Below are 26,675 nucleotides of genomic sequence, written 5' to 3'. Positions count from 1 at the left end.
ACGCTGCTTGCCAGGATGGGCGCGGCAATGAACGGGCATCCGGAGCGGCCTGACGGTCGGGATGCGTACCCGAACGCTGCGGCTGGTCAGCGCGGTCGCGCTGCATCCAGCCGGCGCAACAGCGACGAGGGCGGCGGCATTGTTGGTCAGGGGCTTCGCCTGTTCGCCCTTTTCGTAACTGGTGCGGCCACACTCGCCCTCCAGCTTATCGCCAGCCGGATCCTTACTCCCTATTTCGGGGTAAGCCTCTATATCTGGACCGGGATTCTAGTGGTGACGCTTGTTGCCCTTGCTGCCGGATATGCGCTCGGCGGCTGGTTGTCCAACGGGCGGCGTCCTGGCGACGCCGATGGCATGTTCGGCACGGCCCCGGCCGTGGCCGGTGGTTGCCTCGCCTTCGGGGCGCTGGTCTATCCCAATCTTTTTCCATTGCTGGCCCGACTCGATCTGGCTTTGGGGGCCATTCTCGCCTCCGTGGTTCTGCTGGGACCGGCTCTGGTCATCCTGGCGGGCATGAATCCGCTACTGGTGGCCACATTCCGCCGTGGGTCGGCGGATGCGGGTTCGGGCAACGTCTTTGCGTGGTCTACCGCGGGGTCGGTCATCGGCGTGCTTGCGGCGGCGTTTGTTTTCATACCCCACCTGACAAATTTCAGCAGCCTGCTGGCCGTTGCCGTGGCACTGGCCACCGTGTCGGCCGGCTGGGCGGTGTTCAGCGGCCGCCCGCGCGAGGACCGCATCCGCGCCGTAAAGGCTGCGGTGATCGCGGTTCTGATGGCGGTTCTGTCGCAAGGCATTCATTTCGGGCTGCCGGGGCGTCCGGCCATCAGCGCCTTCGGGTATGATGTGGTCACAGCGTCTCCGTCGGCTCACGGAACCGTTCGCGTGGTAGACATACCGGCACAGGCGGGCGAAACCGATCGCGTGATGCTGGTCGACGGCATGAATATGGGTATGCAGCGCCTTCCCGCGGAGAATGGCGTTGCCCCCGCCTCCATCGGATTTCCGCATGCGCTGACAGCCATCGCCCGGCAGCGCAACAGGTCACAAGGTGTGCTCGTTCTCGGCCTGGGGATCGGCAGCGTGCCGATGATGCTGACCGGCGAAGGCTATCCGGTGGATGCCGTGGAAATCAGTCCGACCGTGGTCGATATCGCGACCGACTATTTCGGCTTCGATCCGGGCCGCGTACCCGTGCACGAGGTGGATGCCCGGATATTCGCCCGGCATTGCCCCGGCGACGATGGTCAGCGATACGATGCCATTCTCGTGGATTTGTTTGCCGGCGACGGCATCCCCGACCATCTGGTCACTCGGGAGTTTTTCGAAGATCTGCGCAGTTGCCTGACACCGGGCGGAACTGTCGCTTTCAACACCATCGCGACTGCGAACGCTTCCATCATCGATTCCGATCTGCTGGCGACAGTGGTCAGCGTTTTCGGCATGACCACGGTAATCGAAGATGTTGCCCCGGGCAGCGACGTTGGCAACGCCTATCTGGCGAGCCCGCCGATGCTGGACCCGGAAGCGGCCACATTCGACGAAGCGCCAGCGGCGGTTCGCGACGGGCTGATTGCGGCGTTTGCGGGCGCCGAGCGGATCGGCGCTTCCGATCTGGGCCACGGACGCGTGCTGACGGACGAGAACAACCGCTTCGTCGTTTCCGCGCGTCAGGAGCAAATGACCTATCGCCGTCATATCGTCGAAAGCCTGCCGCCTGCGCTGCTTTTGAACTGATGCTCAGAAGGCGACGAACCGGTTCATCAGCACGAGGCCGGTGGCGCCGATGGCGACGGCAGCCAGGATATTGCGCCTGAGCAGAAAGAACGCCAGCGCCGCCATGCCGGCGCCGCTGAGCCGGGCGATCATCGTGGTCTCCGCCAGAGGTCCGATTGGCAACACGATCATGCGCGCAATCAGGCCCGCTAGCAGGGCATAAGCGATGCAAGCGACCCAGTTGAGCAGCGGACCGTCATGGCGTAGATGGCCGGAAAGGGCGACCCCCAGCGCCCGCCAGAAATAGGTGATTGCGGCCGCGGCAATCGCCGCGCCATAGAACGCGCTGTCTCCCACCCAATCCGGCATCAGGCGCTACCTGCAGCAGGGGGCTTCGACGCAAGGCGCGTCGACAGATAAGCCAGGGTGCCGGCGACGAAACCTGTCGCCAGCAGGCCCCAGTCAGGGTTTACAAGATGGAACAGCGGTCCAAGGACGGCGCCCAGAACCATGGCCCGGAGCCGTGCCCGATCCCTCAGATCGGCGGTCAGGACGAGCATGAAATAGATCGGGTTCAGAAAGACCAGCCCCAGCGACACATAAGGTGGAACGCTGCCGGCAAGGAAGAACCCCGCCACCGTCGCGGCGACCGTGAACAAGAACAATGTGCCGGAGAACCCGACCAGGAACGACAGCCTTTCACGGGGCGGCAGCCGGGGGCAGTCGCGCATGGCGTACACCCAGCCGGTTATGGCGATCAGATGGGCGGCGGCATAATACCGCCAGCGGGGCGTTCCCGGCGCTCGGAGATGCGGCATCAATGCCAGGACCATCGGCAGCAACCGCACATTGGTCAGGGCGACCGCCGCCGTCGTTATCAGGAGCGAACTGCCCACAGCATACAACTCGACCAGCGCGATCTGGCCGGGCAGTGCGTAGCCGAGCATCGAGGAGAGGACACCCTGAGCCAGCGTCAGATCGCTCGCCCGGACGAGCGAACCGAATCCGACATAGCTCGCCGTCATCACGATGCCGGGTGCGGAAAAGGCGAGCAGTGCGGCGTGGCCGAGGGCGCGGCCGGGAGATCCATATGAAATGGATCCCGCGACCGCGGAAATGTCGTTGGCGTTATCGTCGGATGTCGGCACGGAAGCTCTGGCTCCGGGAGGGCAGAAGAGAAAGCCCGGCAGACACTACGCCATCTCAACATTCCAGTGGAAGGCATGGCCGGTATGCGCAAGGGCGCAGTAGTTACCGGCCTGACCCGGCGGCGGCGACCGGCGCCCACAGAACATCCTCGATGTGATCGGCGCCTGTGGCGAGCATGACCAGCCTGTCGATCCCGAGAGCGATACCGGCGCTGTCGGGCAGCCCGAATTCCAGCGCTGCCAGAAAATCATCATCGAGCGGATAGCGTTCGCCGTAAAGGCGTTGTTTCAGGTCCATGTCTGCCATGAACCGACGGCGCTGCTCGTCAGCATTCGTCAACTCGCCGAACGCGTTGGCCAGTTCCATTCCGCAGACATAGAGCTCGAATCGGTCAGCGAGGGCCGGATCTTCGGGCTTGGGTCGCGACAGCGCGGCCATGGAAACCGGGTAGTCGGTCAGCACCGTCGGGGTACCAATGCCCAGATGAGGCTCGATGCGTTCCAGAAAAATCCGGAAAAAGATGTCGTCGAACCGGTCATCCGGAGCCGTGCGGATCGACAGCGATGCCGCAGCGGCGGCCATCGGCGCCGGTGACGGATCGGCCGGATTGTCGATCAGGGCGGGCAGATCTATGTCGGCATGACGGCGAAACGCATCGGCGGTCGTCAGAATCTCCCACTCGGCCGACGGATCGGCGCGATGGCCGCCCCATCTCAGCGTGCCGGTTCCCGCCGCCTCGGCCGCCGCTACGAGCAGTCGCCGGCAGTCCTGTATCAATGCCGAAGATGGCGCGCCCGCACGGTACCACTCCGCCATAACGAATTCGGGGTGATGGGTGGCCGAGCGCTCGCCATTCCGAAAAACCCTGGAAAACTGGTAGATGCGCTCCATTCCCGCGACCAGCAGCTTCTTCATCGCGAATTCCGGCGATGTGTGCAGGTATCGCATGGCCCGGTCGTCGGGGTGCCCATCGATCAGCGTCGTGGAGAACGCTTGCAGATGCGGCTCCAGGCCGGGGCTGACCTGCAATGCCGGGGTTTCAACCTCAATGAAATTCTCGGCTTCGAAAACGGCCCTGAGCGACCGGATGATCCGGGCCCGCGCAGCGAGCCGGTCCCGCTTGCCATCGAACAGCTCCGGCCGCCACCAGGCAGCGGTACCTGTATCGTCGCCCCGATTGGATGAACTGGATGTTCGTGTCATGGTCGAAATCCGATGGTCGCGGGACCTGCGGGAGAAGCGCGTTGTCTTGACCGCGCCATGCTGTTAGGGTCGCGCCGTTCGAGACGGGGCCGGTGATACCGGTGCCCGACCGAGTCGTTTAACGCAATCGAAATTGAATTCAGTTCGGGAATGTCGATGAAGGTCAACGCCATTACCATCCGGCCGGGAAATGTGCTGGAATACAACGATAAGCTGATGCTGGTGACCAAAATCGATCTGATCCAGCCCGGAAAGGGCAATGCGGTCATTCAGGTCGAAATGAAGGACATGCGCACGGGCACCAAGGACAATCAGCGGTTCCGGACGCAGGAGACGGTTGAGCGCGCGCGACTCGACGATGCCGAAATGCAGTTCCTGTTCCACGAAGGCGATCAGTATACCTTCATGGATTTGGAAAACTTCGAGCAACACGTCATCGAGGGCGACACGATCGGGCCGAGCAAGGTCTTTCTCAAGGACGGCATGATCTGCACGGTGAAGATGCATGAGGGGACGCCGATCACGGCCGATCTGCCCTCGACCGTCGTGCTCGAGGTCGTTGAGTCCGAGCCGGTTGTCAAGGGGCAGACGGCGTCGTCGTCCTACAAGCCGGCGATCGTCAGCAACGGCGTCAAGGTGATGGTCCCGCCGCACATTGAAGTCGGCACACGAATCGTCGTCAACACGGCCGATAGTTCCTATCTGGAGCGGTCTAAGGAATAGGCGACAGCCATGGTAATCCGCTCCCCCACCATGAACGTCATGGTCAGAGCCGTCGAACGCGCCGGAAAAGGTTTGGTCCGCGATTTTGGCGAGGTCGAGAATCTGCAGGTGTCCCGCAAAGGACCGGCGGATTTCGTGTCGCAAGCCGATATGAAATCGGAAAAGACCCTTGTGGCCGAACTGCGCAAGGCCCGTCCCGAATACGGATTCGTGCTTGAGGAGAGCAAGGAGATTCCGTCGCAGGACGGACGTCACCGGTTCATGGTCGATCCATTGGACGGGACCACCAACTTTCTGCACGGCATTCCCCACTTTTCGATATCGGTCGGTCTGGAACGTGACGGCGAAATCGTCGCCGGGGTCGTCTACAACCCGATCACGATGGAACTTTACCGCGCCGAAAAAGGCCAGGGTGCCTATCTCAACGACCGGCGCATCCGCGTCTCGGCGCGCCGGGAACTGATCGCTTCGGTCATCGGCACCGGCATTCCCCATCACGGCATGGGTGACGCCGAACGTTTTTCCGAAGAACTGTCGCAACTGATGCCCCGCGTCGCCGGCGTCCGCCGGATGGGATCGGCCGCGCTGGATATGGCCTATGTGGCGGCCGGCCGCTTTGAGGGGTATTGGGAATTCGGCCTTCACCCGTGGGATATCGCCGCCGGAATCATTCTGGTCTCGGAGGCTGGCGGCTACGTGACGGAGGTCGGGGGCGGACGTGCACCGTTAAAGGGCGGTAGCGTCCTGGCCGCCAATGCCGGTCTGCACATTCATCTGGGCAAGCTTCTCAGGTCGGCGGGAGAAAGTGCGGCCCGGAAGCGTGATCAGCGGGAACGGCTGGATAAAGCCTCCGCCGATAGTGGTCCCGGCGTCGCCAACAAGGATGGGGGCGAGGTGAGGAAAGCTGGCGACAACGGAAAGGGACGGCCTGCTTGAAAAACGGACTGCTAAACCGTTTGTTGGCAATGCCCGGCATGGTTTATTGTCCAGTCCGAATGCTGAGCGAAACTTGCTTCCAGACTGACGAGGCGGCGAGTATCGGCAACAACACCGTTGGGCGTCGCTCATGACGACACCACATTCCTTCATCACTTTCCGATATCGCCCTGGTTGCGCCCGCTGTGTCCGGGCAAAGCGTGGTATGGCGGCCGAACTGCTCGGAACGGCCCTGGTGGCGGTGTGTTTGTCGTCTGCTGTGCCGGGAATGTCAGCCGCTCAGGTCATTATTGGCGGATCGAGCGGATCGGGCGTTACAATCGATCAGGGCGTTCTCGACTCGCTTGGACCGGCACCGTCGCGCCCCTCCGGCGATCCACTCCCGGGATTCGAGCGGCCGCCGCCGCCACCGCCACGGCCGTTGTTGCCCGAAACGAGGAAGGAGCCAACCCAGCCGGCGCCAGTGCCCGACGCTCGGGATATCGAAAGGCCTCGTCCGGCGCCGGTCGAGCCGCCGGATCCAGGTCAGGATTTCGATGTAGCAGCACCCCGACCCGCCGACCCGGAGCCGGCCGCCCCCGAACCGACCGATCCACCCCTTGCTTCCGAACCGGATGAGCCAGCTGCCGGCGAGTTGGAATTCGAAGAGCCTGTTGACGTGGAACCAGACCGGCAGCGCGTCGTATCGATTCCCGGCCCGCCGCCTACGCTGGATCTTTCGCAACCGATAACGATGCCTGAGCCGGCGCGTGCGCCCGGCACCGAGGTCGCCGCCGAGCCAACACCGGAACCCCGCCCCGAACCTCGCCCGCAACGCGAACCTCAACCGCAGCCCGAGCCAGCGCCACATCCGGAATCCGAACCGGGGCCTGAGCCGGAATCCCAGCAGCCTGAGCCTGAACCCGAGCCCGCGCCCGAACCGGAACCTGAGCCCGAACCGGAACCTGAGCCCGCGCCCGAACCGGAACCTGAGCCCGAACCGGAACCTGAGCCCGAACCGGAACCTGAGCCCGCGCCCGAACCGGAACCCGAACCGGAACCCGAACCCGAACCGGAACCCGAACCCGAACCGGAACCCGAACCCGAACCCGAACCCGGGCCTGCGTCCTCTGACGCCGATCATGGCGACACTCTGCCGCCCCCGTCTGTCGATCAAACGCCAAATCGTGTGCCCGACGATGCGGAACCGGTACCGGACCTGGTCGCCCGGCCAGAGGATCAGCGGTTGGTCGAGCCGCCGGAATTCGGGGAGTACGCACCCCGTCGACCGGGATCGACAAGCTCGGACATGGCTGCGCTACCACCATTGCCGCCGAATCCAGGCATCGGTGACCTGCCGGAACCGGGACAGACCGTGGACATGGCAGAGGGCGAGACCGTCGGCATGATGGGCGGTGGGCAAGGCTATCGCATCCTTTTCGAGAGTCGCGAAGGCGCGTTGTCCGATGCCGCCGGACTGCTGCTCGGCGGCCTTGCCCAGCGCATGATCGAGAATCCGTCCCTCAGGATCAGAATAGACAGCTTTGCCGATGACGGAACGGGAGCAGGGGCGGGCGCGCGAACGGTATCCCTGGATCGCGGCTTCATGATACGAACGTTCCTCACCGATAGAGGTGTCCGCTCGACGAGGGTCGACGTACGCGCGCTCGGTGACTCTGCGCCAGAGGGTCCGCTCGATCGGGTTGACCTGTACTTGTCGTCCCGCTGATTGGCGGGCACTCTGTAGCCGAGTACGTCTGCCCGGTCGTTGCACGCGTACCGGCCCCGGATCAGCACGGACTGTAAACAGGAGGTCCAGCAACGACGATGTCGCGACCGAATCGCTACCTTACCCGAATGTATATTTTCGTAGCCGCGGTGATCGCGGTTGGTGCGGTCCTGTATCCGGGTCTCTCCGACGCGTTCATGGCCAATGCGGTGCTGAACGGCGTCATCGTGGCGCTCATGCTGGTCGGCATCGGATATACGATGCGATCGGTGATGACGCTCAAGCCGGAAATCACCTGGATGCAGGGCTATAAGGCCCGCAGGCAAGACAAGGCCGCTCCGGCAACCCTGCCTGAGCCGCGGCTGCTGGCGCCGGTGAAACAGGTTCTGGGCGATCGCCGGGGCACTGTTACGATGCCGGCGCCGGTCATGCGTTCGGTCATGGACGCCGTTGGGTCCCGGTTGAACGAATCCCGGGAAATCTCGCGCTACCTGATCGGCCTGCTCATTTTCCTGGGTTTGCTGGGGACGTTCTGGGGGCTGCTGCAGACAATCACCGCCGTATCGGGCGTGATCGGGGATCTGTCGATCGAAGGCGGCAATCTGGGCGTGGTGTTCGCCGATCTGAAAGAGGGACTGGAGGCGCCGCTGGAAGGAATGGGCACCGCCTTTTCGTCGTCCCTGTTCGGCCTGGCGGGGTCGCTCGTTCTCGGCTTCATGGAATTGCAGGCCAGTCAGGCCCAGGGCCGTTTCTACAACGATTTGGAAGACTGGATGGCCAGCGTCGTCCGGATTACCGGTGGAGACGCCGGCGGCGACTCATCCGCGCCGTCCGATCGCTTTTCCTCCTCGGCGCCGCCCGCTTTCCTGCAAGGCATGGTCGAACAGACGGCCGAGAATGTCGAAAATCTGCAGCGCGCCATCGGCGATGCCGAGGACCAGCGCCAAAAGACGAATCAAGCATTGAATGCGCTGACCGACTCGCTGTCGTCTCTGGGGGATCATCTGCACGGGGATCAGGCGATGATGCGGACGATCATGGAGACGCAGCGCGACCTGGCGCCGGTGATGAGCAGGATTGCCAATGCGATGGAGGATGGTACGCTCGGCATCGACGAAGCGACGCGCCATCATATCCGCAATATGGACGGCTATCTAACGAGGCTGGCGGACGATCTTCCGCAGGCGCGCGACCACACGATCCGGGAACTCCGCGGCGAGATCCGACAACTGACCCGGACCATCGCGGCCCTAGCGGAGGATCAGGAAGGCTAACCTTTCTGATCCGGGTGATGGAAACTTATGTTCAGCATGAACCGCCAGCGCGGGTCCGGCCTGCAAAGCGTGAATATCTGGCCGGGCTTCGTCGACGCGCTCTCGGCCCTGCTCATGGTCGTCATATTCGTCCTGATGATTTTCATGGTAGCGCAGTTTTACCTGTCCAACCTGCTGTCCGGTCAGGAAGAGACTGTCTCGCAATTGACCGCTCAGGTTGAGGAACTCGATACGCTGCTGGAGGTCGAACGGGACGAAAGCCGGTCGATGCGAAGCCGGGTCACCGAAATGTCGGCTGACCTACAGGCCGCCATCGAGGATCGGGATGCGCTTCGGTCGTCGCTGACCAGTGTCCGCGCCGAACGCGACTCGGCGCAACGCCAGCTTGCGGATGCAGTGCGGCTGAACCGGGAATTGACAGCCGAATCCGAACAATTGGACAGCCGTCTGGCAGACGCTGTCGAGACCATCGACGCGGATCGCGAGACGATCGAGCTTCAACTTCAGGAAATCGCCAGCCTTCAGGCTGATCTTCAAGCGCTGCGCAGCGTGCGCGATGATCTGGAGATTCAGGTGGCGTCGCTGGAATTCGTGCGCCGCAACCTTGAAGACGATGTTGCTGCGGGTGTGGCCGAGATCGAAGACCGCGAAAATACGATCGCAGCCATGGCCGCCGATTTGGCGGATGCCGAAGGCAACGTCGATGCGCTTCAGACGCAGACGGCCGATGCGGAGGAGGAAATCGACCGCGCACGCAACGCATTGACGGCCGCCCGGGGTGAGGTGGATGCCCTTGAGCGGTCGCTGCGGTTGACCGAGGAAAACCGGGAGCGGCTGATGGCTGAGCTTGCGGCTGCTCGCGATCGGACCGAGGGGCTGGCAGAGACGTTGAGTAGCGAGCAGGAGCGCACGGTGCTGGCGCAACGACAGATCGAAGAGCGCGATATCCGGATCGAGGAACTGACAGCGCGTCTCAGTTCGACCCAGGGTCTGCTGGACCAGCAGCTGGACCTGCGCCGGGAAGCCGAGGGCCGGGTGGCCGTTCTGGATCAGGAGATACTCGACCTTCGCAATCAACTGGATCGGGTTGAGAGCCTTCTGGCCGAATCGGAAAGCCAGATTGATTCGCGGGATGTCGAAATCGCGCAGTTGGAGGGGCGCCTCAACCAGGCATTGCTCCGCGAGGTCGAAGAACTGACTCAGTACCGGTCGGAATTCTTCGGCAGGTTGCGTCAGGTTCTCGGCGGCCGCGAAGATGTGCGGATCGTTGGCGACCGCTTCATCTTTCAGTCAGAGGTTCTGTTCCCGACCGGGTCGGCGGATCTGCAGCAAGGGGGACGGCAACAGCTGGCAGAACTGGCTGACGAACTGATGGCCGTCGCGGAGCAATTCCCCCCGGAAGTCGACTGGATCCTTCGCGTCGACGGTCATACCGACACCATTCCGATCGCGACACCCGATTTCCCATCCAACTGGGAATTGTCGACCGCGCGCGCCGTTGAAGTCGTAAAGTACCTGGCGGATCAGGGAATTCCGCAATCCCGGTTGGCGGCGGCCGGATTCGGCGAGCATCAGCCCATTGCCGAAGGCACATCGCCTGAAGCGCTCGCGCGAAACCGGCGGATAGAATTGCAGCTTGATCGCGCGGCGAGCGATTCCGAGGCGGAAATCGTCGACGGGTTCGAACCCGGCATACCGGCTGACGCCATCCCTGGCGCCACCGGGACGCCCGAGGCCCCCAGTGATAACGACGACGGCGACGACAACCCGGCATAGCTCGTGGAGAGTCGGGCTAGCGACCCGGGTTGAGAATTCTGTTCAGCGCGGTGAGTCGTTCGCGAATATTGGGTTCGGCCCAAAGCCGATGGTCCAGGCCGACGAAGTCGGCTGCAGCGGCTTTGGCCGACTGAGCGGCTTCCGGTGTCGGGGGGATGATTGCGATGCAGGGAGCTTCCATCATCTCGGTCCACCACTGGACCGTTCTCCAATCTCCATTCCCGGTTTCGTCCTTGCCAGACCCGGCCCCGGCCGAGGCGTCGTCTTCCGCGCTGTCGATCCGGAAGATGACCACGTCGGCGCCGCTTTCGGCCGCGACCATGGCGTCGTGGCGGGCGCTGGCGGCCGGGCCGGCGATCGGCCCCGTCAGGCTGCCGACGATATCGCTCTGGCCTGCGGCATCGCGGGCAATCTTTGCGTAGCGGGCGTCGGTTACCACGACACCGTCCATGCCGGCGGCGCGATAGGTATCGAACCAGGCGCTGGAGGTGGCGGGGATGCGCAGCAGTGCCGCCGTCCCATACCGCTGTATTCCGGGCACCAGCGTCCGCAAAAACGGCCGCCACCAAAGGTCCTCGGTCAGAGTGTCGTGCTCGATCTGCGGCGGGACGAATTCCGCCGAGGCCACCGGCACGGCCGCAAGCAAGTCGCTTATGCCCGTTGCAAACGATTCCGGTGTGGCGTCGCCGATCATTTCAGCAGACAGCACTAGATGAAGACCGATGGTGGTGTCCGTCACGTCTTTGTCATGCCTTTCCCTGGAAGATGCGTATCATCGTGTCCAGCAGTTCCAGCGCTTCCTCGCGCGGGCGCCGGAAGCAGTTTCGCCCGATGATCGAGCCATTGCCGCCGCCTTCATGGATCGCCCGCACATCATCAAGTACGGCATCGGTCCCCTTGGCGGCACCGCCGGAGAACACGACGATACGCCGGCCGTTGAAGCAGGAGCGCACCACTTCGGCCACGCGCTCCCCCTGGCTGCCGATCGGGATCCTGGCGTTCTGAAATTCTTTCTTGGCTTCGGCCTGCTCCAGGTGATCCGTCGGCAGCTTGACCTTGATGACGTGCGCACCGAGTTGAGCGGCAAGATGGGCACCATAAGCGACGACGTCCATCGCCGTCTCGCCGTCCTTGGACAGGTTTCCGCCGCGCGGATAGGACCACAGCACCGTGGGCAGACCAACAGCCTTGGCTTCGCGGATCAGTTCGGCAATCTCTTCCATTTGCTCCAGCCCCTGGTCGGAGCCGGGATAGATGGTAAAGCCGATCGCCGATGCGCCAAGCCGGAGGCAATCCTCGACCGAACCGAAGATCGCCTGATCGGCGTCTTCCTTCAGGCGGGAAAGGCTGTTGGAATGGTTGAGTTTGACGATTGTGGGGATCTGGCCGAAAAACGATTGCGTGGACACCTCTAGCTGGCCGAGCGGCGCCGCATAGGCGTTCAGCCCCGCGTCGATGGCCAGTTGATGGTGGTAATCCGGATCGTAGCCATCCGGATTTACGGCGAAACTGCGGGCGGGGCCATGTTCGATGCCCTGGTCAACCGGCAGAATGATCATGCGCCCGGTGCCGCCCAGCTTGCCGGCCATCAGCATCCGCGCAAGATTCGCCTTAACGCCAGGATTTTCGCTGTCGTAGTTGGATAGGATTTTCTTGACGCGTTGGGTGACTCGCATCGGGCATCCCCTTTTATCGGTTGCTGCGATCGCTCGCTGTCGCTGGTGGTCAAAGATCGCTCGTAGTCGAAGGAAATAGACCACGCTTGCGAGCGACGCAACGCCGCGTGGCCCCGATGTTCACTTCAGGTACCGATGATCCGGTTTACGCGGGCGACGAGATCCCGCAGGTGTTCGTCGGGAAGTCCCAGCTCTTCGAGATGGGCGACGGTGTTGAACAGGTATTCCCGGCAGGTGCCCAGGCGGCCAGTCGCGTGTGCGATGGCCGCGGCCGTCGCGTCCGACGTCAACTCGCCGGCATACCGCTCGTTCTCCGGATCCATGACGAAGGTCAGCGCCTGGCGTTGCAAGCCGTCGTCGATCATCTGCAGCGGGACCCATGTCGGTCGGTAGGCGCCTGTAACCATTTCCCGGCGCCAGACGACATCCAGCTCGGTCATGACGGCATCGGCAGCCACCCGGAAGGCGACGCCGCGGCATCGGCCGCCCGGCTTGAGCCCCAGGGTCAGTCCGGGTGTTTCCGGCGATCCGCGTCCGATCGGCGTCCACAGGCAGAATGCCCGGTGAAACCCGTCCAGGACAGCGGTCGATCGTTCTTCGTAATGGAAGGCGGGATTCCAGATCAACGAGCCATAGCCGAAGACCCAGATATCCTCGCCCAAGGTATGAGCCGCAAGCGCCGCCTGAAGCGAACGCTCGCGATCTTCGTCGCTCATGATCCTGTGGCCTTCACCGGCCTCACGGATCATACGGGCCAGATCGCCACTCAGGATGGTGTCGCGCGTCAGACTCAATTCCGCACTTTCATGAATAGCGGGCATAATCGAGGGGCCCTCTGGACGAGGGCCCCGTCAGTCCCTTGTCAGCCGATTTTTGCCATCGCGACGGCCGTGTCCGACATGCGGTTGGAAAAGCCCCACTCGTTGTCGTACCAGGTCATGATGCGCACCAGCCGCTTTTCCATCACCTTGGTTTCGTTGACGGCGAAAATCGAGGAATGGGCGTCGCCGTTGAAATCGCTGGAAACGAGCGGCTCGTCATAGGTGTCGAGAATACCCTTCAGCGGGCCGTTCGCAGCTTCCACAATTGCGGCGTTGACTTCTTCGACGCTGGTATCGCGCTTGGGCACGAATTTGAAATCGACCACCGATACGTTCGGCGTCGGCACCCGAATCGCGACGCCGTCGAGTTTGCCCTTGAGCTCCGGCAGTACCTTGCCGACGGCCTTGGCGGCGCCGGTCGAGGTCGGGATCATGTTTGCCGCCGCCGCACGGGCACGATGCAGATCCTTGTGCATCGTATCGACGGTCCGCTGATCGCCGGTATAGCTGTGGATCGTCGTCATGAAGCCGAGATCGATGCCGACGGACTTCTGCAGGACCCAGGCTACTGGCGCCAGGCAATTCGTCGTGCAGGACGCGTTGGAGACGATCTTGTGTTCCGGTGTCAGGTCGGCGTGATTGACGCCGTAGCAAACAGTGATGTCTTCATCCGTCGCCGGCGCGGAAATCAGGACCTTTTTCGCGCCGGCAGCGATGTGCTTCGCGGCGCCGTCGCGGCCGGTGAAAACGCCGGAGCATTCCAGCACGACGTCGACGCCCAGGTCGCCCCAGGGCAGATCGCCCGGATTGCGCTCCTGGAAGGTCTTGATCAGTTTGCCGTTAACGACCATGCCGTTGTCGGCGCCCTCGGCGGTGCCTTTGAAGCGGCCGTGAACCGTGTCGTATTTCAGCAGATGCACGTTGGTGTGCAGATCGGCCAGATCGTTGACGGCGACGACCTCGATATCGGAGCGGCCGGTTTCCGCGATGGCGCGGAGCACAAGCCGTCCGATACGACCGAAACCGTTAATGGCGACACGAGCTGTCATGAATGTTTCTCCTTACCCACTGATCCCTGTGGGGATCATTATTCCGTCAATTGTTCCGGCACCCGCGCCGGCCGATGGCCGGATCGGCCTGCCGGGTCAAACCGTATCGCGCAGCCGCGCCTTGACGGCGGCGGCCACCGCATCGGCGGTGATGCCGAAATGGCTGTAGAGTTCCTTGTAGGGGCCGCTTTCGCCGAACCCCTTCATGCCGATAAAGATCCCATCGGCGCCGATATACCGCTCCCATCCAAAAGAGACGGCAGCCTCGACGGCCACGCGAACGCCGCCGGACCCCAGGACTTCCGACCGATACGCGGCATCCTGCGTCTCGAAAAGTTCCCAGGAAGGCATGCTTACAACTCTTGTGGGAATCCCGTCGGATTGCAAGAGCCGACGCGCGTCCATGGCAATTTCGACCTCGGATCCGGTGGCGAAGACGGTCGCCTGATGGGCGCCGCCCTCGGCCGATGCAAGGACATAGGCCCCGCGGGCGGATCGGTTGTTGGTCGGGTCGTCCGCCCGCTGGATCGTCAGCCCCTGACGGGTCAGCGCCAATACCGACGGCCCGGTCTGATTGTTCAGCGCCAGTTCCCAGCATTCGGCGGTTTCGATGGCGTCAGCGGGTCGGAAGACCTTGAGATTGGGTATCGCCCGGAGCGCGGCGACATGCTCGACCGGCTGGTGTGTCGGCCCGTCTTCGCCCAGGCCGATGCTGTCATGGGTCATGACCAGAACGATCCGCTGGCGCATCAGGGCCGCGAGGCGAATGGCCGGCCGGCAATAGTCGGTGAAGGTCAGGAACGTCGCGCCATAGGGCAGGAGACCGCCGTGCAGCGTCATGCCGTTCATCATCGCGACCATGGCATGTTCACGCACACCATAGCGAATGTATCGGCCGTCGAAGGAATCGGGACCGATATCGCCCATGCCGTCGACCAGCGTATTGTTTGACGGTGTCAGATCGGCCGATCCGCCGATCATGAAAGGGATGGCCGGGACGAGCGCTTCGAGGGTCTTGCCGGAGGCTTGCCGGGTGGCCAGCGCCTTGCCATCGGTGGCGAAAGCCGTTTTCGTTGCGTTCAGGGCATCGGCGACGCTGGCGGGAATGTTGCCGGCCATTGCCTCCTGGAACGAGGATGCGATCTTTGCGTCGGCGGCTGCCAGCCGCTTGTCCCACGCTTCGCGGGCGGCCTGCGACCGACTTGCGACCGAGCGCCATGCCGAGGCGATATCATCGGGTATATCGAACGGCTCGTGCGTCCAGCCCAGCGCCTTGCGCGCGCCGGCGATTTCCTCGGCCCCGAGGGGTGAACCATGGGCGCTCGCCTTGCCGGCCTTCGTCGGGGCGCCGAAGCCGATTGTGGTGCGGCAACAGATGATCGACGGGCGGTCGTCGTTGCGTGCCGCGGCGATCGCGGCATCGGCCGCTGCCATGTCGTGGCCGTCGATCGACTGGACGTGCCAGCCATACGCGTTGAACCGGGTCACGGCGTCTTCGGAGTAGGAAAGATCGGTCGACCCATCGATCGATATGCCGTTCTGGTCATAGAGGACGACCAGGCGGCCGAGTTTCAGATGGCCGGCCAGCGAGCAGGCTTCGTGGCTGACGCCTTCCATCAGGTCGCCGTCGCTTGCGATCACATAGGTGTGGTGATCGACGAGGTCGGTGCCGAACCGATCGTTCAACACACGCTCCGCCAGCGCCATGCCGACGGCCGTGGATATCCCCTGTCCGAGCGGTCCGGTCGTGGTCTCGATGCCGATGCTGTGATCGACCTCCGGATGGCCCGGCGTAAGGGAGCCGATCTGGCGGAACGCCTTGAGCTGGTCCATGGTCATGGCCGGGACGCCGACGAGGTGCAACAGGCTGTAGAGCAGCATGGATCCATGGCCGGCCGACAGGACGAAACGGTCGCGGTCCGCCCAGTCGGGCTTTGCCGGATCGAAACGGAGGTGCCGGGCCCACAGGACCGTCGCCGCATCGGCCATGCCCATGGGCATGCCGGGATGCCCCGATTTCGCCTTTTCCACGGCATCCATCGACAGTGCGCGAATGGCATTGGCCATAGTGCGCAGGGGAAGCTGTTCGCCGGGAATGCCGGATGCGGCTGTCTGGTCGGGGGTCGATGCTGCGGACATTTGTCGGCTCTGCCTGCTGGTGGACGAGGAACGGCTTTTTTGCGGCTTCAAAACGCGGCCCCCACCGGTCGGGCGGCGCCTTTCCGGTGGGAAACCAGAGGGCGGGAACCCCCCGGTCGTCATGGGCGGCAAACATGCCCCTGCCAGCCCCGAAGGTCAATATACGTTGCCCCATGTGCCTCGCGTTCGGCAGGGGCATTCGGCCTGTTCGGGAAGTGCGACGCGGGCCGTTGTTGACGATTGCCCCTCATTCTCCTTAATCTGCGCATCGGGGTCGCATCGTTCAAAGGGGTCAATACCTGCATGTCCGCCGTGCCGGAACAGCTACAGCGTCTTGCGGCCGCCCTCGATCGACTGGAGGCGGCGCTGAATACCCGCATCGCCGAGGCGGAACAGCTGGATCGCGCCGCTATCGAGGCGGAGATCGAGCATCGGGTCGAAGATCGGCTGCCGCAGCGCATGGCGGCAGAACTGGATGCGATCAAATCTTCCCACGAGTCGGAACGGGCGACTCTGACCCGCAAGGTGGACGATGCGATCGCGCGCCTCGAAACCGTTCTTAGCCGTTGATGCGGGTGCCGGTCGTCCGCTGGCCTCTGTCATCGTTCATCGTTTCCGCCGCCCTATGTGTCGCTGATCGACAGGAAACCAGCCATGCCCATCGTCGATGTCACGCTGAACCATCGGGTTTACCCGATTGCTTGCGAAGAGGGGCAGGAGGATCGGGTCCGTAACGTCGCGCGCTTTCTTCAGCAGCAGGTCAAGGAGGTGCGCAATCAGGCGCCCGGTGCGACGGACGCCCATCTGCTGGTAATGGTCTGCCTGATGCTGGCCGACGAACTGACTGATTCCCGCGGTAAACCCAGCGGTCCCGGCAGGGACCCGGCGTCGCCGGACGACGGCGAGGCCGAAGCCATGGCAGCGATGGTCGCAACCCTCGCCGAACGTATCGAAACCATTGCGCAACGCCTTGAACAGGCCTAAATCTAGAGGCGAGGCTGCGCGGCACGTCAGGCACCGCTATCCCGGGGGCCGATGCGACTCCTCTAGGGAGCTGTCCCTGTCATGACCCTGGTCATGATACTACGGCACCCACCTGCGTAAGCAGGGCCCAAGAGGTGATAGGTTCGCCAACGGTCGTGTGGCCTCGCAGGTTTTGACACCATCCCCGGCATCGACCGGCCGCAGCCAGCGGCAGGGTCGATCCACCCGAACGGATCTCGCAGGTGGCGGAGTACGTCATGACGTCAGTGTCCATCGACGCCAAGGCGGCGCTGCGCCGTCATGCCCGCGCGCGCCGCGCAGCGGCCCATGCGGCGGCGTCCGGGACCGCGCCGTCTGAAATGGCCCGACAGTTGCTCCGGGCCGTCGAATGCGGAAACGGCCCCGTTGTCGCCGGATATACTGCCATACGCGACGAGATCGACCCACTTCCCGCCCTGGCGGCCATGGCGACGGCCGGGTGTACGACGGCCTTGCCGGTGGTGGACGGCGAGGCGCAGCCGCTGGTGTTCCGGCGCTGGTCTCTGGGCGATCCGCTGGTGCCTGACGGGTTTTCGGTCCCGGCACCGCTTCGGGAAAATCCTGAAATCGATCCCGACGTCCTTTTGGTGCCCATGCTTGCCTTCGACCGGGAAGGCAGGCGCATGGGCTATGGCGCCGGGTTCTACGACCGGACGCTGCAGGCTCTCAGACGCCGCCGGCCGGTGATCGCAATCGGCCTGGCCTATGCCGACCAGGAGGTTGATCGCGTGCCGACGGACGCCTATGACGAGCCCCTCGATTGGGTCGTCACAGAGCGGTTCGCGATCCGCTGCGCTCCGACGGTCGATCAGCCGTAATCAGCGTTCGGTCCTTATATGGTTAGTTGATTGGAATCAGGTCGATGAGACTGTTGTTTATCGGCGATATCGTCGGTCGTACGGGGCGCGAGATGCTCGCCGATACCCTGCCGCGGTTGCGGCAGTCACTGAGGCCGGATTTCACCATCGTGAATGGAGAGAACGCAGCCGGCGGCTTCGGAATTACGGCCAAGATTGCGGGTGAGTTCTTCGATCTCGGAGCCGATTGCGTGACGCTCGGCAATCATAGCTGGGATCAGCGCGAGATGCTCAGCCACATCGACGAGGAAACCCGCCTTGTCCGGCCGGGCAACTATCCCGCCGGGACACCGGGGCGCGGCGCGACGGTCCTTTCTGCCGGCGGCGGGCGCCAGGTCATGGTCATCAATCTGATGGGCCGCCTGTTCATGGATGCGCTGGACGATCCGTTCGCCGCGGCCGACAGGCTTCTGGCCGACATCGCGATGCCCCGGGACGTCGATGCGATCGTGGTCGATTTTCATGCCGAGGCGACGTCGGAAAAATACGCCTTTGGTCATTATCTGGATGGTCGGGCCAGTCTCGTGGTCGGAACGCATACGCATGTGCCGACCGCCGACCATCACATCATGGAGCATGGAACGGCCTTCCAGTCGGATGCCGGCATGACCGGCGATTACGACAGTGTCATCGGTATGAGAAAGGAAATCTCGATCCACCGGTTTGTCCGGAAGCTGCCGGGCGATCGCATGACACCGTCAGAAGGGCCGGCGACGTTGTGCGGTCTGGTGGTCGACACAGACGACAAGACCGGCCTGGCGGTCGCAATTCGGCCCTTGCGCGTGGGCGGGGTGCTTTCGACGGCATCCGGAACTGCCGAATAATTTCAGCGCGGGTTACCGGTATTTGCGGATGCGCGATTTTCCGAACCTCAGGACGCCGCCGACCGGGAAGAACAGCCCGAAGACGCCGACCAGGGCGGTCAGCGCAAGCAGGAGCGGGTCCCGCAGGGCGCGTTTGGTCCAGTTGACGTCCACGCGGCTGTCCTCGGCACCGATGCGGCCGATCTCCAGACGGGTGAAGTCCAGCGCCGTGTAGGCGACCGCCGAATAGCCGGCGTCGTCGTCGTTTCCGGGCGCCAGAAATCCATAGGCGAAATAGGTGCCGGTGGCGGAAAGTCCGGGCGGGATGAACTCGGGCTCCAGACCCTGGAATCGTATCTGATCGCCGGCGAAGAACGCGCCTTCGTCCACGGTGATCGGGCGGGATCTGAACGGCAGGGTTTCACGGATCTGGTACCGCCCCTCGCGCACCAGCCCTTCTTCTCCCGCCGCAGGAAGCAATCCCAATACAACGTTGCCGGAACTGAAGGGCAAGGACGGGTGCCGACGCCAATCCGGTCCGTCGATGAGAATCCTGCTCGATCGGCCGAAGGTCGCCTCGGATGATTCGATGCCAATGGTGGCGTTGTCCGCAACTGCGGTGACATCGATCGACACGCCGTCATCGGCGCGCGCCCGCACCCGGATGGTCGTGCCGGCGGGCCAGCGGATCACAGCATTCCGGATTCCGAATGCCAGATAGTGATCGGTGTGGCATTCCGGATGGCGGGTTGGCCGGAAACCGTCCGGCAGCGTTGGCGTTTGGCTCGGCCGGATCGGCAGACACACAGTCGCCGAGGGCAGACGCCAGGTGCCCAGGTCACCGCCATCGAATCCGATCTCGGCGCCGCCGGTAATGACCTCGACCTGGAACGACTGTTTCGCCGGCCAGAGATAACTGACGAGCAGGAACAGCAATATCAACAGCGGGAAGATCCATCCCGCCCTCGCGGCTATCCAGTCTGCCCAGGAGGTGCCCGGAACATCCCTTGACCGGTTCGTCTCGGCCGCCTGACCCGTCGGTGCCGCTTGGCCGCCCGGTGCTTTGGTGCCGCCGGTATCATCGCTTGGAGGCGGATGATCCGGGACGGTTTCATCACCGGGATCCGTGTCGGTCGGGCCATCGTGCCCCGGCGGGGCATTCCCGGGGCGATCCTCAGATTCGCGAGGATCGCTCACGGCGATGGCAACTCGACCGAAAAGCGTATCGGATCGTCGGGAATCCCGCGACGAAAGGCGTTCAGTTCGAGTTCGACGGTCCCCTGGTCGAATACGTCGAACGGAATTCGGCAACGGCGGTCCATTGCGACTGTGTGCCGATGATCGAGCGGCAAACACTCGATGAAATGGGGGTGGTCCGGCGGATTGACCTGAACATAGACGTCGTCGGCGCTCTGCGAGTTCAGATAGATCATGATGTGGTCGATCGGCGCGCCGGCATCACCGTTCCAGATAGCGGGTGCAAAATGATCGGCCTGCTCGGTGCATTCGCCTTTCGCAACACTGATGCCGAGCCGCTCCGGCGTCAGATTGCCGATGGTATCGACATACGCGCTGTCATAGGCCAGCCGAACGCCATTCGCGGGCAGGGTAGCCGGCAGATCATATGTCGCCTGGGCCTCGTAGAGAGCATCGGAACTGAGCCAACGAGCGCATACTGGCGTACCGCTCCAGGCGTCGTGAGCAAGCAGATGCACGCTGGGCCGAACGGCGCTTTGCGACGTCGTGGGCGCGATCACGCTCGCTACGACACGGTTGGCCGAGATTCGGGCAGAGGGCCGAAGTTGTTCTTCGAACAATGTTTGCTCACCCACGATCCGCGGTTCGATAAGAACAGTATCCGCTGCGGCAACGCTGTGAAAGAAACAGGCAAGTATCACTAAAGAGAGCTTCCGTTTCATTTCGGACTCCATTATTCTTGATGCTACCCGTCAATAGGCGATGGTGGAGACGACCATGATTCCTAATGCCACGGCAATGGCGGCGATTTTGTCGCTACTCGTCGCCATTCCCAGTTATGCCGAACCGGTCGCAATCAACCGTGGGCAAGGGCAGGGATATGCGGTCGAGCATCGCAACAATTGCTATATCCTGCTGCCGGCTCACGTTCCGGGCCGGGGCAGCGCCTTGACACTGAGTGCTGGCGCCCCGCCCGTCGTTGGCGAGGCCTATGTGTTTCATCGATTCGCGATCGATGACATGGATCTCGCGGTTGCCTTCGTCCGGGCCGGCCTCCAGGGCCGTTGTTCCAGTACCTTTGCGGATTTGCCGCGCCGCATCGACGATCTTCTGGGCAATGCCCGGGAACTGTCTCTGGTCCGCGTAGCGTCGGGCGGGATCGTGTCCAGAGAGCCGGTCGAGGTTACCGAGATTCTCTATGAGACGCTGCGGGTCCGGACGGCGGCGGAGACGCGCGACCTCTCCGCCGGCAGCAGCGGATCCTTCCTGTTTTCCGGCGATGTTCCGGTTGCGATGCTGACCGACGCGGTGGACCGCAATAACGGCATAGCGCTCAGGATCGATGCGATCGTCTCGCGGGTCTCGCGTTTGCTCGATGGGGGGCCGTCGTTGGGCGATATCGACGAGTCGCCTCCGGCCATGCAGCCGCCTGGGGCCGGCGGAGATGGCGCGATCGGCTTTCGCGTCGTCGCCTGCGAGCCGGAGCCGTTCGATCCCGATTTTGCCTGCAGCAGGCTGGAGGCCGAGGGCGGTGCGGTCCTGATGCCGGCCGGACAGCCGGTAAGGATCGATATGGAATTGACTTATCCGGAGGGGGTGATCCGGTCGATCCGCTCGGTATCGGTGCGGTCCGCAGCTGCTGGCGACGACGATCATGCCGTGCCCAAGGCGATCCGGATCGAAATCGATTCCTCCGCCGGTGGGGCCCGCCGATGGCGGCCGTTTGCAGCGGGGGACATGTCGCCTCTGGGCGAGTTCGATGCCGACCAGGGCGTGGGCCAGTTTGCCGAACGGGTTCGGCTCCACATCACCGGTTCCTGGTCGGATCACCTTGAGCGGGACCTTCCGATCCGTCTCGATCGTGTGACCATACGCTAGGGGATGCCCCGGACACATCAGTCGACCAGCGGTATGCGAGCAGCAACTGGCGCTCCGCTGCCGCCGATCAGAACGTGACCCTGAAGCGTGCCGGCATTGTCGAGTTCGAAATCGCCCGTGACCACACGGCCGCCGGAAAGACGCCAGCTCGTAAGGTGGATCGTGTCACCGATCGGCTGCAGTCGGCAGACGTCGTCGCTGTCGGTCCAGCAGACGTTTTCGGCATCGAAGCCAGGCGTCAGGACGAAGGCAACAGATCCGTTGCCCGCACTGTCCCTTGACCCGCGATAGCGCTGCAGGAACTCGCCTGTATTGGTGCTGTCCTCGCTGACGGGGTCCATTTCGATGCGGAAGGCACCGCCGGCATCGAAGATGGCGTGAACGGCGGTTCGTCTCAGTGTGGGGTCGTCCGAGAACAGCCCGAATTCACGTGCCCGCTGGCGATAGAGGTCGTCATCTGACTGAAGAAGCAATTCCATGGCCGCAACCCGGCGGTCCGGGTCAGGATCGGCAAGAAGCAGGCGAACGCGTTCGAGTTCCCCCGCACGGCCTCCCAGTTCGGCTTCGATCCGGTCCAGCTCGGAGTCCGCAACGGCGTGGTTCACTGAAGCGACGGCTCCCCCCAGGGCCACAGCGATAATGAGCAACGCCCCGCATTTCATGGCATCCTCCGCGTTCCACGGGCCGTATTCCGTGCGTTCGGCCCTCGTTATGCGGAATTATGCGCACGGCATGGGGGCACCGGCAATGTCCCAAACGGACAACCGGCGCCTGAGCAAAGGGAGACCGGGCACTGCTGCTCACGGCAGTTCATGCGGCTACTGGTGTCCGGCCCACTGCCGTTATTCCGCCAGGCGTCAAACGCGCTGTGGCCGTCGCCGGGGTTTGCTGTCGGCGGGGCTGGTACGTCCGGCGGCGCGGCGGCGGGTGCGCAGAAGGCCCAGAATCTCAAGGCGCCTGTCCTGGGTCGCACGTGGCCATTCGGCAATTTCCATGGCCGTCCGCAGGCAGCCGGTGCAGGTGCCGGTCGCTTTGTCGAGTTTGCACGTGCCGTTACACGGCGACGCGACTGCGGAATTGTCGGCCACTGAGCATTCCTGTTTCGATGGTTTCCAGAACCCCTCTAACTGATGCCCCTGACCGGTTCGGTCAAGGCGCAAATGCGTCGATTTTGCGCCAGAAAGGGCGGTTTGCCGCCGATGTCGTAGCCTGATCAGGCGATGTCGCGCGCACGATGGCCGATTATCGGTGCGGCGATGATGCTGGCAGCATAACCTGGAGGGCTGCAATCATGACATCGACCGTTGCTACCGACGTTCTGGCGATCGATCCGACAACGGATGGCGGCGGCGTTGATGTCGCCGCCGTTCCCCAAGCCGAACCTGACCCTCTGACCGCTGGTCAGGGCAGGCGCGGAGGACGGGGTGGCGGCCGGGGTGCCGAAGCACGTCGCGCCGTGCGGCGCAGCGGCGGGCTTCAGCAGATGAAGCCGGTGGAGCGGCGAATCCCGACCTTCGATCTGCTGAGCGAGGAAAGCCTCGCCACAATCGAGCACAATGCGGAGACGATCCTGGAGGAAATCGGCATCGTCTTCCACGATGACGAGGAGACGCTTGCCCTGTGGCGCGAGGCCGGGGCCGACGTTTCTGGCGAGCGGGTGCGCTTTCCCCGCGGGCTGTGCCGGTCGCTGCTGGCGACGGCGCCGGAAACCTTCGTCCAGCATGCCCGCAATCCCGAGCGGTCGGTGACGATCGGCGGACCCGGCACGGTGTTTGCGCCGGTATATGGTCCGCCCTTTGTGCGCGATCTGGAAGGTGGGCGCCGCTATGGCAATATCGGGGACTTCCGCAATCTGGTGAAGCTGACCTATGCGACGCCGTCGCTGCACCATTCCGGCGGAACCGTCTGCGAGCCGGTGGATCTGCCGGTCAACAAGCGTCATCTGGACATGGTGAAGGCCCATCTCACGTTGACCGACAAGCCGTTCATGGGATCGGTCACCGCACCGGAACGCGCTGCCGACACGGTCGAGATGGCTCGCATCGTTTTTGGCGCCGACACCGTCGACCGTCAATGCGTCGTCATCAACCTGATCAACGCCAATTCGCCGCTGTCGTTCGACAGCACGATGCTGGGCGCGCTCAAGGTCTACGCCCGCGCCGGACAGGCCTGCATCGTGACGCCTTTCATTCTGGCCGGGGCCATGGCGCCGGTTACCGGGGCAGGCGTCATGGCGCAGGCTCTGGCGGAGGCCATGGCCGGAATGGCGCTGGCGCAGCTCGTGCGTCCCGGCGCACCGGTGGTGATGGGCACATTCGCGTCATCGATGTCGATGCAGTCCGGGGCGCCGACATTCGGCACGCCGGAACCGGCGCTGGTGCTCTACGGCATGGCGCAACTGGCCCGGCGTCTCAAGGTGCCGTTCCGCTCCGGCGGCTCGCTGTGCGCATCGAAAGTACCCGATGCCCAGTCCGCCTATGAGAGTCAGGCGACGCTGACACCGACGGTCATGGCCGGCACCAATTTCGTCCTGCACGCCGCCGGGTGGCTGGAGGGCGGCCTGGTCAGTTCGTTCGAAAAGCTGGTCATGGACGCCGATCAGCTCGGTATGATGCACGCGATGGCGACCGGCGTGGACATGTCGGAGAACGGCCAGGCGCTGGACGCCATCCGCGAAGTCGGACCCGGGAGCCATTTCCTTGGCTGCAGCCACACCCAGGCGAATTTCGAGACGGCCTTCTTCCGGTCGGTGATCGCCGACAACAACAGCTTCGAACAATGGGAAGCCGAAGGCGCCAAAGACGCCGTCGTCCGGGCCAACGCGGTGTGGAAGGGACGGCTGGCGGCTTATGAGCAGCCGGCGCTCGACCCCGGCCTTGCCGAAGCGCTGGATGCGTTTGTCGCCGAGCGCAAAGCGTCCATGCCCGACCGCTGGGTATGACCTGATCGGATCCGTGCGGATTGCCCCAGACAGAAGGAATGGCCCTCATGAGTGACGAAAACGACCTCGACCTCCACGCCCTCGGCGACGAGGAACTGATCGAACAGATGTATGACGACCTTTACGACGGTCTGGCCGACGCGATCGTCGAAGAGGTCAATATCCTGCTGGAACGGGGCTGGACGCCCTATGACATCCTGACAAAGGGCCTGGTCGCCGGTATGGGAATCGTCGGCGTCGATTTTCGCGACGGCATTCTGTTCGTGCCGGAGGTATTGCTGGCCGCGAACGCCATGAAGGCCGGCATGACCGTCGTCCGGCCGTTGCTGGCCGAAACCGGCGCGCCCAAACAGGGCAAGATGGTCATCGGCACCGTCAAGGGCGACATCCACGACATCGGCAAGAATCTCGTTTCGATGATGCTGGAAGGTGCCGGCTTCGAAGTCATCGATATCGGAATCAACAACCCGGTCGAGAAGTATCTCGAAGCGCTGGAAACCCACAAGCCGGACATACTGGGAATGTCGGCGCTTTTGACGACGACCATGCCGTATATGAAGGTCGTGATCGATACCATGACCGAAAAGGGTATTCGCGACGACTACATCGTCCTGGTCGGCGGTGCGCCGCTGAACGAAGAGTTCGGCCGCGAGATCGGCGCCGATGCCTATTGCCGCGACGCGTCGGTGGCCGTCGACATGGCCAAGGCGCTGATCCAGCGTCGGCACAACCAGCTCGCCGCTGTTGGATGATCAAGGGAGACTGACTGAGGGAGCAGAGCCATGGCGACGTCAGAGGCGATCCCGGGTAATTTCAGCACGGCCATATTGGCTTGCGGGGCATTGGCGCGCGAGATCCGGTCCCTGATCGATCGTCACGGCTGGTCTCATATGCATCTCACCTGCCTGCCGGCAGCGCTCCATAACCGCCCTCAGGCAATCCCCGACCGCGTCGATGCGGCGCTTCACGATCTGACGGCGCGCTTCGATCGGGTGCTGGTGGGATATGCCGATTGCGGTACTGGCGGGGCCCTGGATCGCGTGCTGGAACGCCATGGCGTAACCCGGCTGCCCGGCGCCCATTGCTACGATGTGTTCGGCGGGGCGGCGACGATCGCGCAAATCGTCGACGACGAAATCGGTACCTTCTTCCTGACCGACTTCCTCGCCCGGCAATTCGAGACGCTCATCGTCAAGGGGCTGGGCATCGACCGGCATCCGGAACTGCTGGAGATGTATTTCGGCAACTATCGCCGTCTGGTCTATCTGGCACAAACCGATGATCCCGAACTCGACCGCCGGGCGCGGGCCGGCGCCGACCGGCTAGGCCTTGCTTTCGAGCGGCGATCGGTCGGTTATGGCGTGCTGGGCGATTGGCTCGCCAGCCCTCCGGAAAGCCAGCCCCGGAAAGCCAGCCCCGGAAAGCCAGTCATGGAACGACAGCCGAAAGGGCCGCATGATGACCGAACCGATGCGTGAGCTGACCATCGTCTATTGGCGGGATATTCCATCGCAGGTCACGGTGAAGGCGGGCCGGCGCAACCAGGCGAAACGGCTGTTGCCGGACCGCTTTCAGGAGGCCATCGACACCGCGGCCATGCGCGGCGGCGCGCGCGACTCCGAGGCCTATCTCGCCGACTGGCGGCGCGGCGAACCGCAGCCGCTCGCCGCGGATTTCGGGCAGGATTTCGAGGCGGCGCTCGACGCCGCCGTCGCCGGAATCGAGGCCGAATGGGGCCGTGAGCGCCTGCGTGCCGTGGCGCTGGCCGGCGGTCGCCTGACACCGGAAGAAGTCGGCGAGTAATCC

28 protein-coding genes and 1 other RNA gene are annotated in these 26,675 nt (G+C 63.6%); 16 read left to right on the top strand and 13 right to left on the bottom strand.

What is annotated here, in order from left to right:
- Window positions 1-27 precede the first annotated feature (27 nt).
- Complete coding sequence (locus ABZ728_RS09105) at window positions 28-1,737, top strand: fused MFS/spermidine synthase (RefSeq protein WP_366655791.1); 1,710 nt, start codon at window positions 28-30, stop codon at window positions 1,735-1,737.
- 3 nt (window positions 1,738-1,740) lie between these two features.
- Here ABZ728_RS09105 and ABZ728_RS09100 read toward each other — a convergent pair whose 3' ends face one another.
- From ABZ728_RS09100 to epmA, 3 genes are all read right to left on the bottom strand, one after another.
- Complete coding sequence (locus ABZ728_RS09100; RefSeq protein WP_366655790.1) at window positions 1,741-2,085, bottom strand: AzlD domain-containing protein; 345 nt, start codon at window positions 2,083-2,085, stop codon at window positions 1,741-1,743.
- A complete protein-coding gene (locus ABZ728_RS09095; RefSeq protein WP_366655789.1) occupies window positions 2,085-2,864 on the bottom strand; it encodes an AzlC family ABC transporter permease in 780 nt (259 codons plus the stop codon). Before ABZ728_RS09095 ends, ABZ728_RS09100 begins: the two co-directional genes overlap by 1 nt.
- Before the next feature lie 103 nt (window positions 2,865-2,967).
- Window positions 2,968-4,068 (bottom strand): EF-P lysine aminoacylase EpmA, encoded by a 1,101-nt coding sequence (gene epmA / locus ABZ728_RS09090; protein WP_366655788.1) that lies wholly within the window; start codon window positions 4,066-4,068, stop codon window positions 2,968-2,970.
- A gap of 156 nt (window positions 4,069-4,224) precedes the next feature.
- Here epmA and efp point away from each other — a divergent pair, with 156 nt between their 5' ends.
- Both efp and ABZ728_RS09080 read left to right on the top strand, forming a co-directional pair.
- The gene (gene efp, locus ABZ728_RS09085; protein WP_366655787.1) at window positions 4,225-4,791 is read left to right on the top strand and encodes an elongation factor P; all 567 of its coding nucleotides are present in this window, start codon (window positions 4,225-4,227) and stop codon (window positions 4,789-4,791) included.
- Window positions 4,792-4,800: 9 nt separating this feature from the next.
- Window positions 4,801-5,727 (top strand): inositol monophosphatase family protein, encoded by a 927-nt coding sequence (locus ABZ728_RS09080; RefSeq protein ID WP_366655786.1) that lies wholly within the window; start codon window positions 4,801-4,803, stop codon window positions 5,725-5,727.
- Window positions 5,728-5,998: 271 nt separating this feature from the next.
- Here ABZ728_RS09080 and ABZ728_RS09075 read toward each other — a convergent pair whose 3' ends face one another.
- Window positions 5,999-6,850: a hypothetical protein gene (locus ABZ728_RS09075; RefSeq protein ID WP_366655785.1), complete on the bottom strand. Its 852-nt coding sequence runs from the start codon at window positions 6,848-6,850 to the stop codon at window positions 5,999-6,001.
- Window positions 6,851-6,895: 45 nt separating this feature from the next.
- On the opposite strand from ABZ728_RS09075, the gene ABZ728_RS09070 reads away from it, so the two are divergent.
- The 3 genes from ABZ728_RS09070 (at window position 6,896) to ABZ728_RS09060 (ending at window position 10,485) form a co-directional block, all read left to right on the top strand.
- Window positions 6,896-7,435, top strand: coding sequence for a hypothetical protein (locus tag ABZ728_RS09070; RefSeq protein ID WP_366655784.1), 540 nt, complete (start codon window positions 6,896-6,898; stop codon window positions 7,433-7,435).
- 98 nt (window positions 7,436-7,533) lie between these two features.
- Complete coding sequence (locus tag ABZ728_RS09065) at window positions 7,534-8,709, top strand: flagellar motor protein MotA (RefSeq protein ID WP_366655783.1); 1,176 nt, start codon at window positions 7,534-7,536, stop codon at window positions 8,707-8,709.
- 27 nt (window positions 8,710-8,736) lie between these two features.
- Window positions 8,737-10,485: a peptidoglycan -binding protein gene (locus ABZ728_RS09060; protein ID WP_366655782.1), complete on the top strand. Its 1,749-nt coding sequence runs from the start codon at window positions 8,737-8,739 to the stop codon at window positions 10,483-10,485.
- 16 nt (window positions 10,486-10,501) lie between these two features.
- On the opposite strand, the gene ABZ728_RS09055 is transcribed toward ABZ728_RS09060, so the two are convergent.
- The 5 genes from ABZ728_RS09055 to tkt form a co-directional block, all read right to left on the bottom strand.
- Window positions 10,502-11,224, bottom strand: coding sequence for a hypothetical protein (locus ABZ728_RS09055; RefSeq protein ID WP_366655781.1), 723 nt, complete (start codon window positions 11,222-11,224; stop codon window positions 10,502-10,504).
- Window positions 11,225-11,231: 7 nt separating this feature from the next.
- Window positions 11,232-12,161, bottom strand: coding sequence for a class I fructose-bisphosphate aldolase (locus ABZ728_RS09050; RefSeq protein ID WP_366655780.1), 930 nt, complete (start codon window positions 12,159-12,161; stop codon window positions 11,232-11,234).
- 125 nt (window positions 12,162-12,286) lie between these two features.
- Window positions 12,287-12,955, bottom strand: coding sequence for a gamma-glutamylcyclotransferase (locus ABZ728_RS09045; RefSeq protein WP_366655779.1), 669 nt, complete (start codon window positions 12,953-12,955; stop codon window positions 12,287-12,289).
- A gap of 68 nt (window positions 12,956-13,023) precedes the next feature.
- Window positions 13,024-14,031, bottom strand: coding sequence for a type I glyceraldehyde-3-phosphate dehydrogenase (gap, locus tag ABZ728_RS09040; RefSeq protein ID WP_366655778.1), 1,008 nt, complete (start codon window positions 14,029-14,031; stop codon window positions 13,024-13,026).
- 96 nt (window positions 14,032-14,127) lie between these two features.
- The gene (gene tkt / locus ABZ728_RS09035; RefSeq protein WP_366656226.1) at window positions 14,128-16,098 is read right to left on the bottom strand and encodes a transketolase; all 1,971 of its coding nucleotides are present in this window, start codon (window positions 16,096-16,098) and stop codon (window positions 14,128-14,130) included.
- A 375-nt stretch (window positions 16,099-16,473) separates the two neighbouring features.
- On the opposite strand from tkt, the gene ABZ728_RS09030 reads away from it, so the two are divergent.
- The 5 genes from ABZ728_RS09030 (at window position 16,474) to ABZ728_RS09010 (ending at window position 18,874) form a co-directional block, all read left to right on the top strand.
- Window positions 16,474-16,740 carry a hypothetical protein gene (locus ABZ728_RS09030; RefSeq protein ID WP_366655777.1) on the top strand — a complete coding sequence of 89 codons (267 nt, stop codon included), beginning with the start codon at window positions 16,474-16,476 and terminating at the stop codon, window positions 16,738-16,740.
- 84 nt (window positions 16,741-16,824) lie between these two features.
- Window positions 16,825-17,154, top strand: coding sequence for a cell division protein ZapA (zapA, locus tag ABZ728_RS09025; RefSeq protein WP_366655776.1), 330 nt, complete (start codon window positions 16,825-16,827; stop codon window positions 17,152-17,154).
- Window positions 17,155-17,162: 8 nt separating this feature from the next.
- Window positions 17,163-17,322, top strand: a non-coding RNA gene (gene ssrS / locus ABZ728_RS09020) — 6S RNA.
- 89 nt (window positions 17,323-17,411) lie between these two features.
- Window positions 17,412-18,011 carry a 5-formyltetrahydrofolate cyclo-ligase gene (locus ABZ728_RS09015; RefSeq protein WP_366655775.1) on the top strand — a complete coding sequence of 200 codons (600 nt, stop codon included), beginning with the start codon at window positions 17,412-17,414 and terminating at the stop codon, window positions 18,009-18,011.
- Window positions 18,012-18,055: 44 nt separating this feature from the next.
- Window positions 18,056-18,874 (top strand): TIGR00282 family metallophosphoesterase, encoded by an 819-nt coding sequence (locus tag ABZ728_RS09010; protein ID WP_366655774.1) that lies wholly within the window; start codon window positions 18,056-18,058, stop codon window positions 18,872-18,874.
- 12 nt (window positions 18,875-18,886) lie between these two features.
- Here the strand turns inward: ABZ728_RS09010 and ABZ728_RS09005 are convergent, their stop codons facing one another.
- Window positions 18,887-20,050 carry a hypothetical protein gene (locus ABZ728_RS09005; RefSeq protein ID WP_366655773.1) on the bottom strand — a complete coding sequence of 388 codons (1,164 nt, stop codon included), beginning with the start codon at window positions 20,048-20,050 and terminating at the stop codon, window positions 18,887-18,889.
- Window positions 20,047-20,772, bottom strand: coding sequence for a hypothetical protein (locus tag ABZ728_RS09000; protein WP_366655772.1), 726 nt, complete (start codon window positions 20,770-20,772; stop codon window positions 20,047-20,049). Before ABZ728_RS09000 ends, ABZ728_RS09005 begins: the two co-directional genes overlap by 4 nt.
- 55 nt (window positions 20,773-20,827) lie before the next feature.
- On the opposite strand from ABZ728_RS09000, the gene ABZ728_RS08995 reads away from it, so the two are divergent.
- Window positions 20,828-21,928: a hypothetical protein gene (locus tag ABZ728_RS08995; RefSeq protein WP_366655771.1), complete on the top strand. Its 1,101-nt coding sequence runs from the start codon at window positions 20,828-20,830 to the stop codon at window positions 21,926-21,928.
- Window positions 21,929-21,945: 17 nt separating this feature from the next.
- Here the strand turns inward: ABZ728_RS08995 and ABZ728_RS08990 are convergent, their stop codons facing one another.
- Both ABZ728_RS08990 and ABZ728_RS08985 read right to left on the bottom strand, forming a co-directional pair.
- On the bottom strand, window positions 21,946-22,533 hold the full coding sequence (locus ABZ728_RS08990) for a hypothetical protein (protein ID WP_366655770.1): 588 nt from the start codon (window positions 22,531-22,533) through the stop codon (window positions 21,946-21,948).
- 252 nt (window positions 22,534-22,785) lie between these two features.
- The gene (locus ABZ728_RS08985; protein WP_366655769.1) at window positions 22,786-23,016 is read right to left on the bottom strand and encodes a DUF1289 domain-containing protein; all 231 of its coding nucleotides are present in this window, start codon (window positions 23,014-23,016) and stop codon (window positions 22,786-22,788) included.
- Window positions 23,017-23,219: 203 nt separating this feature from the next.
- Here ABZ728_RS08985 and ABZ728_RS08980 point away from each other — a divergent pair, with 203 nt between their 5' ends.
- The 4 genes from ABZ728_RS08980 to ABZ728_RS08965 are packed head-to-tail and all read left to right on the top strand — an operon-like array spanning window position 23,220 to window position 26,672.
- Window positions 23,220-24,869: a trimethylamine methyltransferase family protein gene (locus tag ABZ728_RS08980; protein ID WP_366655768.1), complete on the top strand. Its 1,650-nt coding sequence runs from the start codon at window positions 23,220-23,222 to the stop codon at window positions 24,867-24,869.
- A 47-nt stretch (window positions 24,870-24,916) separates the two neighbouring features.
- Window positions 24,917-25,621, top strand: coding sequence for a B12-binding domain-containing protein (locus tag ABZ728_RS08975; protein ID WP_366655767.1), 705 nt, complete (start codon window positions 24,917-24,919; stop codon window positions 25,619-25,621).
- 30 nt (window positions 25,622-25,651) lie between these two features.
- Window positions 25,652-26,347 carry a DUF1638 domain-containing protein gene (locus ABZ728_RS08970; RefSeq protein ID WP_366655766.1) on the top strand — a complete coding sequence of 232 codons (696 nt, stop codon included), beginning with the start codon at window positions 25,652-25,654 and terminating at the stop codon, window positions 26,345-26,347.
- The gene (locus ABZ728_RS08965) at window positions 26,325-26,672 is read left to right on the top strand and encodes a virulence factor (protein WP_366655765.1); all 348 of its coding nucleotides are present in this window, start codon (window positions 26,325-26,327) and stop codon (window positions 26,670-26,672) included. The genes ABZ728_RS08970 and ABZ728_RS08965 overlap by 23 nt, the downstream gene beginning before the upstream one ends.
- Window positions 26,673-26,675: the final 3 nt, after the last annotated feature.

This window comes from Fodinicurvata sp. EGI_FJ10296 (assembly GCF_040712075.1).
Taxonomy (GTDB): Bacteria; Pseudomonadota; Alphaproteobacteria; order DSM-16000; family Inquilinaceae; genus JBFCVL01.
Note: the sequence above shows the minus strand (reverse complement) of the source record. Positions and strands in the feature narration are given on the sequence as shown.

What these genes read in the sequence shown, in the direction of transcription:
- ABZ728_RS09105 (WP_366655791.1), top strand. Translation starts at nt 28, where the DNA reads ATGAACGGGCATCCGGAGCGGCCTGACGGTCGGGATGCGTACCCGAAC.
- ABZ728_RS09100 (WP_366655790.1), bottom strand. Translation starts at nt 2,085, where the DNA reads ATGCCGGATTGGGTGGGAGACAGCGCGTTCTATGGCGCGGCGATTGCC.
- epmA (WP_366655788.1), bottom strand. Translation starts at nt 4,068, where the DNA reads ATGACACGAACATCCAGTTCATCCAATCGGGGCGACGATACAGGTACC.
- efp (WP_366655787.1), top strand. Translation starts at nt 4,225, where the DNA reads ATGAAGGTCAACGCCATTACCATCCGGCCGGGAAATGTGCTGGAATAC.
- ABZ728_RS09080 (WP_366655786.1), top strand. Translation starts at nt 4,801, where the DNA reads ATGGTAATCCGCTCCCCCACCATGAACGTCATGGTCAGAGCCGTCGAA.
- ABZ728_RS09075 (WP_366655785.1), bottom strand. Translation starts at nt 6,850, where the DNA reads ATGATCGGCGTCAGAGGACGCAGGCCCGGGTTCGGGTTCGGGTTCGGG.
- ABZ728_RS09065 (WP_366655783.1), top strand. Translation starts at nt 7,534, where the DNA reads ATGTCGCGACCGAATCGCTACCTTACCCGAATGTATATTTTCGTAGCC.
- ABZ728_RS09060 (WP_366655782.1), top strand. Translation starts at nt 8,737, where the DNA reads ATGTTCAGCATGAACCGCCAGCGCGGGTCCGGCCTGCAAAGCGTGAAT.
- ABZ728_RS09050 (WP_366655780.1), bottom strand. Translation starts at nt 12,161, where the DNA reads ATGCGAGTCACCCAACGCGTCAAGAAAATCCTATCCAACTACGACAGC.
- gap (WP_366655778.1), bottom strand. Translation starts at nt 14,031, where the DNA reads ATGACAGCTCGTGTCGCCATTAACGGTTTCGGTCGTATCGGACGGCTT.
- tkt (WP_366656226.1), bottom strand. Translation starts at nt 16,098, where the DNA reads ATGGCCAATGCCATTCGCGCACTGTCGATGGATGCCGTGGAAAAGGCG.
- ABZ728_RS09030 (WP_366655777.1), top strand. Translation starts at nt 16,474, where the DNA reads ATGTCCGCCGTGCCGGAACAGCTACAGCGTCTTGCGGCCGCCCTCGAT.
- zapA (WP_366655776.1), top strand. Translation starts at nt 16,825, where the DNA reads ATGCCCATCGTCGATGTCACGCTGAACCATCGGGTTTACCCGATTGCT.
- ABZ728_RS09015 (WP_366655775.1), top strand. Translation starts at nt 17,412, where the DNA reads ATGACGTCAGTGTCCATCGACGCCAAGGCGGCGCTGCGCCGTCATGCC.
- ABZ728_RS09010 (WP_366655774.1), top strand. Translation starts at nt 18,056, where the DNA reads ATGAGACTGTTGTTTATCGGCGATATCGTCGGTCGTACGGGGCGCGAG.
- ABZ728_RS09000 (WP_366655772.1), bottom strand. Translation starts at nt 20,772, where the DNA reads ATGAAACGGAAGCTCTCTTTAGTGATACTTGCCTGTTTCTTTCACAGC.
- ABZ728_RS08995 (WP_366655771.1), top strand. Translation starts at nt 20,828, where the DNA reads ATGATTCCTAATGCCACGGCAATGGCGGCGATTTTGTCGCTACTCGTC.
- ABZ728_RS08980 (WP_366655768.1), top strand. Translation starts at nt 23,220, where the DNA reads ATGACATCGACCGTTGCTACCGACGTTCTGGCGATCGATCCGACAACG.
- ABZ728_RS08975 (WP_366655767.1), top strand. Translation starts at nt 24,917, where the DNA reads ATGAGTGACGAAAACGACCTCGACCTCCACGCCCTCGGCGACGAGGAA.
- ABZ728_RS08970 (WP_366655766.1), top strand. Translation starts at nt 25,652, where the DNA reads ATGGCGACGTCAGAGGCGATCCCGGGTAATTTCAGCACGGCCATATTG.
- ABZ728_RS08965 (WP_366655765.1), top strand. Translation starts at nt 26,325, where the DNA reads ATGATGACCGAACCGATGCGTGAGCTGACCATCGTCTATTGGCGGGAT.